We start from the raw sequence: 4732 nt of genomic DNA, 5'->3' as shown, positions 1-4732 counted from the left end.
GGTTCGGGATCAGGGTGGCGGGCAGGCCGCGCGGCGGGGCCACGTGCGGGCTGATGAGGATGCAGGCATCCGCCAGGGCCACGCGCAGGCGGGCGGTGCGCCCCGCCCCCGCGTCGGCGTGCAGGTGCCAGAGCACGAACGGGCGCGGGCGCAGGGCCCGGGCGGCGAGGCCGTAGACGTAGAGGGACGGCTCGTCGTGGACGTGGATCAGGTCCGGTCTCAGGCGGCGCAGGGCCCGGGTCTCGCGGACGAGGAGACGGACGAGGCGCGGCAGCACGGCGAGCTTGCGCCAAAGGCCGGTGAGGGGCCGGGACGGGAACAGGGCGGGTGCCGGATCGTCGGCCTCGGCCAGGGGCGCCCGGACCGTGACGGCGTGGACCGGCGCCAGGGCCTCGGCGGCGGCGAGCAGGACCCGGGTCGAGCCGCCGCGCGTGTCGTAGAGGGTGGGCAGCAGGATCTTCATGGTGCCCCGGCCCGCACGGGGATGCGGACCGGGGCGCGGGCGGGGCTCACGCGTCCGTGGCCGGGGCTGAGGGCGCGGTCGAGGGCGGCGCGGCGGCCAGGGCGGCGGCGACCTTGCGGGCGAAGGCCACGGGGTCGCGCGGGGTGTCGCCGTCCTGGACCCGGGCGAGGTCGACGAGGGTGCCGGCGGCCTCCGCCACATCCGCCCCCGCCTCGACCCGGTCGGCCAGGCCGCGGATCAGGGGATGGCGCGGGTTGATCTCCAGGACCGGCAGGCTGGCGCCGCCCCGGCCCGCCCGGCGCAGGAGGCGCTGCATCTGCAGGTCCGGCCCGCCGGCGGGTGCCGACAGCACCACGGCGCTCTCGACGAGGCGGTCGGTGGCGCGGACCTCGGACACGTCCGCCGCGAGCGCCGTCTTGAGGGCCGCGACGAGGGCGTCCACGGAAGCCGGGGCCTCGGGGCCCTCGGCCGCGTCCGCGAACGTCGACAGATCGATGGCGCCCTGCGTGATCGAGCGCAGGGGCTTGTCGTCGAAGCGGCCGAGGGCCTCGGGCCAGAACGCGTCGACGTGGTCGGAGAGCAGCAGCACCTCGACGCCCCGCGCACGGAATCCCTCGAGCTGGGGCGAGCTCTTCAGGGCGTCGGCATCGTCGGCGACGAGGTAGTAGATCGCCTCCTGTCCGTCCTTCATCCGGGCGACGTAGTCGGGCAGCGAGGTCCAGCCGTCCTGGGCCGAGGAATGGAAGCGCAGGAGCGGGGCGATCTCGGCCCGGCGCTCGTGGTCCTCGTAGATGCCCTCCTTGAGGACGGGGCCGAAATTCTCCCAGAACGGGGTGTAACCCTCCGCGTCCTTGGCCCGGTTGGTGAGTTCGGTGAGCACCCGGCCGGTGACCGCCCGGCGGATCTTGGTCAGGACCGGCGTCGCCTGCAGCATCTCGCGGGAGACGTTGAGGGGCAGGTCCTCGGTGTCGACCACGCCCTGGACGAAGCGCAGCCAGGTCGGCAGCAATTCGGCCTCGTCGGTGATGAACATGCGGCGGACATGCAGCCGCACCTTGCTGGCGCGCTCGTTCTCCACGGCCTGGAACGGCTTCATGCCGGGCACGAACAGCAGCGCCGAGAATTCCAGGGCGCCTTCCGCGCGCCAGTGCAGGGTCGCCCACGGCTCGTCGAAGTTCATGCCGACGTGGCGGTAGAACGCCGTGTACTGCTCCGGGGTGATCTCGGACTTGGACTTGCGCCACAGGGCGGTGCCCTGGTTGACCGTCTCCTCCTTGCCGTCCTCCACCAGGGCGATGGGCACGGTGATGTGGTCGGCCCATTTGCGCACGACGTGATCGAGGCGGTAGCCCTCGAGGTACTCGTCGGCATCCGCCTTGAGGTGGAGCACGATGTCGGTGCCGGGCTCAGGACGCGTCGCCGGCTCCAGGGTGTAGCTGCCCTGGCCTTCGGACGCCCAGGTCCAGGCCTCGTCCGACCCGGCGCGGCGCGAGGTGACGGTGACCCGGTCGGCGACCATGAAGGCGGAGTAGAAGCCGACGCCGAACTGGCCGATGAGGCTCGGCTTGTCCTCCGGCTTGGCGTCGCCGAGGGACTGGCTGAAGGCGCGGGTGCCGGAGCGGGCGATGGTGCCGAGGTTCTGGGCGAGTTCGGCCTTGGTCATGCCGATGCCGGCATCCGCCAGGGTCAGGGTGCGCGCCGCCTTGTCGGGGGTGATGCGGACCTTGGCGTCGGGCGGCAGGGCGGAGGCTTGGTCGGTCAGGGCCTCGAAGCGGCGCCGGTCCATGGCGTCGGCCGCATTGGCCACCAGTTCCCGCAAAAAGATCTCGCGGTCGGAATAGAGGGCGTGGACCACGAGGTCCAACAGGCGCCCGACCTCGGCGCCGAATTCGTGCCGCTCCACGGTGTCGCTCAAGGGTCCGCCTCCGAAGGTTTTTTCGCTGGGTGCGCGCGATATGCGCGTGGGGGACAAGGAATTCAATGCCGCCCGCCGAGGGGCGCAACCCTCGCGGCGCAACCATCGCGGCGTTCGAGCGTAGCCATGCCTTCACCCTGCGACGCGCGGAGACGCCCCATGGAACCGATGAAGCCGATGGAACCCATGAAGCCCATGGAACCGATGAAGGGCTCGGAGCCGTGGTGGCCGCAGGAGCTGGGCCAGCCCTCGACCACGGGCTCGCAGAACGGCCTGCGCTACGCCTTCTTCCCCGACGCCCGTCGCCTCCTCGTCGAGACCGACGGCACGCTCACCACCTACGACAGCGGCGACCACCGCATCTCCGGGGTGCAGCAGGCCAACGGCAGCGCCCCGCGCTTCTCCAGCCAGACGGGTGATGTGTCCGTCGACGACCTGAAGGTCGTCGACTGACTCTTCGACTGACTCTTAGGGGGCGGCCTCGCGCCGCCTCCGGCTCGCTTAAGGCTTGACGGTGACGCGCTGGCCGGGTTCGCCGAGCCCGCGTTGCGCCCCCCGCCGGTTCACGATGCCGAAGCGCAGGACCGCCTGTTCGAGGTAATCGATGGCGTCGTGGAGGTGGGCTCGGGCGGCGTCGATCGCCGCCGGCCCGTCCTCGGGCCGGGTCTCGGCCAGTCCGACCGCCGCGATGAGGACGCGGTCGCGCTCCTCCTCGATGCGCCGGTCGCGCTCCACATGGCCGCGGATCTCGGCATCGAAGGCCTCGACCACCGCCCAGGGCAAAGCGTCCCCGCTGACGGAGCCCGGGAAGGCCATGGCCCGGCGCCGGGCCTGGGCGATCACCTGCCGGAGGATATCCGCGCGCGTCACGTCCAAACCGTCGCTTCCTTCTCGCACCGATGCCGGAGAGAACGTCCGTCGGGTCAGGACCGTTGCAGCCGGCTTCAGGCGGCGTCGGCTCGGTGCACCTCAACATGGCGCCGGGAATTCCGCCGCCCGAAAACCATGCCAGGTCTCACACCCAGGTCTCACACCCAGGTCTCACACCCAGGTCTCACACCCAGGTCTCACACCCAGGTCTCACACCGGAGTCCAGCCCGGACCGCGTCGGGGGGCGGCGAAACAAGGTGAGCCCGTTCCGCGGCCACATCCCGGGCGACCGGCGGCAGGGCGCCCATCGGCGCAGGGCCGCACCCGGATCGATCCCCCGCGGTCCGTGCCCACGCGGCCGCGCCGACGGGAGACCATCCCGGCGCCGCTTGCGCAACCTCAGGATGAGCCCCTAAGGTTTCCCCGGCGAGGGGGCGGACGGTGCGGAACGGGACCATCGAGATCGGTTGCGAGGCGACCGAGCACGTCAGCCTCGCCTACCACGAGAACGCGATTCCCGTGGTCCGGGAGATCGTCATCCGCAACGGGTCGGAGGCGGAACTGCGCGACGTCGCGGTGCGGATCGAGAGCCGGCCGCCGGTGGTGCGGCCCGTCACCGTGCGCCTCGACCGGATCGCGGCCGGCGCCAGCCACCACATCGCCGCGTCGGATCTGGCCACCGCGAATCTGCGCCTCGACGCGGCGGTGCTCGCCGGCTTCACCGAGGCGAGCCGCCTCGACCTCACCGTGACCCTGACGGAGGCGGGCGGGGCACGGGCCGAGACCGTGACCGCGTTGCGCCTGCTGCCGCCCTCGCATTGGGGCGGCGGCCGCAGCGCCCCGGAGCTGCTCGCCGCCTTCGTCCGGCCCAACGACCCGGCCGTCGATGCGATCCTGCGCGACGCCGCGACCAAGCTCGGGCAGGCCGGCCGGGCGACCGGCCTCGACGGCTACGGGGCGGGCACCAAGGCACGGGCCTGGGAGGTCGCCGAGGCGATCTGGGCGGCGCTCGCCGACCGCCGCATCGCCTACGTGCTGCCGCCGGCGAGCTTCGAGCAGACCGGGCAGAAGGTCCGGGGGCCGTCCGACGTGCTGGAACGCCGGGTCGGCACCTGCCTCGACCTCTCGCTCCTCTACGCCGCGTGCCTCGAACAGGCTGGCCTCCACCCGCTCCTCGTGCTCACGACGGGACACGCCTTCGTCGGCCTGTGGCTCAAGGACGAGGACGGACCAAGCGCCCTCGTCGACGACATGCAGACCCTGCGCAAGCGCCGCGACCTCGAGGACGTGATCCTCGTCGAGACGACGCTGCTCACCCACACGCCGCCGGCCCTGTTCGCGGCGGCCACGGACCGGGGCGGCGCCCAGGTCCAGGAGACGGCCCCCGCCGCCCTCGACGTCGCCCTCGATGTCCGGCGCTGCCGCCGGCGCGGCATCCGCCCCCTGGATCTCGGCGACGCCCGCCCGTCGGCGCCGGCCCCCAC

Annotated in this window: 4 protein-coding genes and 1 pseudogene; 2 read left to right on the top strand and 3 right to left on the bottom strand. The window is 72.7% G+C overall.

The window, feature by feature from the left end:
• Together FV218_RS21845 and htpG are read right to left on the bottom strand one after the other, a co-directional pair.
• Positions 1-463: glycosyltransferase family 4 protein (locus FV218_RS21845; RefSeq protein WP_147711534.1), on the bottom strand; the 463-nt coding region annotated here is incomplete at its 3' end.
• Positions 464-509: 46 nt separating this feature from the next.
• Positions 510-2378, bottom strand: coding sequence for a molecular chaperone HtpG (htpG, locus tag FV218_RS21840; RefSeq protein ID WP_147711533.1), 1869 nt, complete (start codon positions 2376-2378; stop codon positions 510-512).
• Positions 2379-2537: 159 nt separating this feature from the next.
• Between htpG and FV218_RS21835 the strand changes: the two genes are divergently transcribed.
• Positions 2538-2831, top strand: coding sequence for a hypothetical protein (locus tag FV218_RS21835; RefSeq protein ID WP_147711532.1), 294 nt, complete (start codon positions 2538-2540; stop codon positions 2829-2831).
• Positions 2832-2879: 48 nt separating this feature from the next.
• Here FV218_RS21835 and FV218_RS21830 read toward each other — a convergent pair whose 3' ends face one another.
• Positions 2880-3254, bottom strand: a complete 375-nt coding sequence (locus FV218_RS21830) for a hypothetical protein (RefSeq protein WP_147711531.1) — start codon at positions 3252-3254, stop codon at positions 2880-2882.
• A 435-nt stretch (positions 3255-3689) separates the two neighbouring features.
• Between FV218_RS21830 and FV218_RS23345 the strand changes: the two are divergent.
• Positions 3690-4732, top strand: a pseudogene (locus FV218_RS23345) (DNA helicase); the annotation flags it as partial.

Origin of the sequence: Methylobacterium sp. WL69, from assembly GCF_008039485.1 — a bacterium.
Taxonomy (GTDB): Bacteria; Pseudomonadota; Alphaproteobacteria; order Rhizobiales; family Beijerinckiaceae; genus Methylobacterium.
The sequence above is the reverse complement of the archived record's forward strand: the minus strand, read 5'-3'. Positions and strand labels throughout refer to the sequence as shown.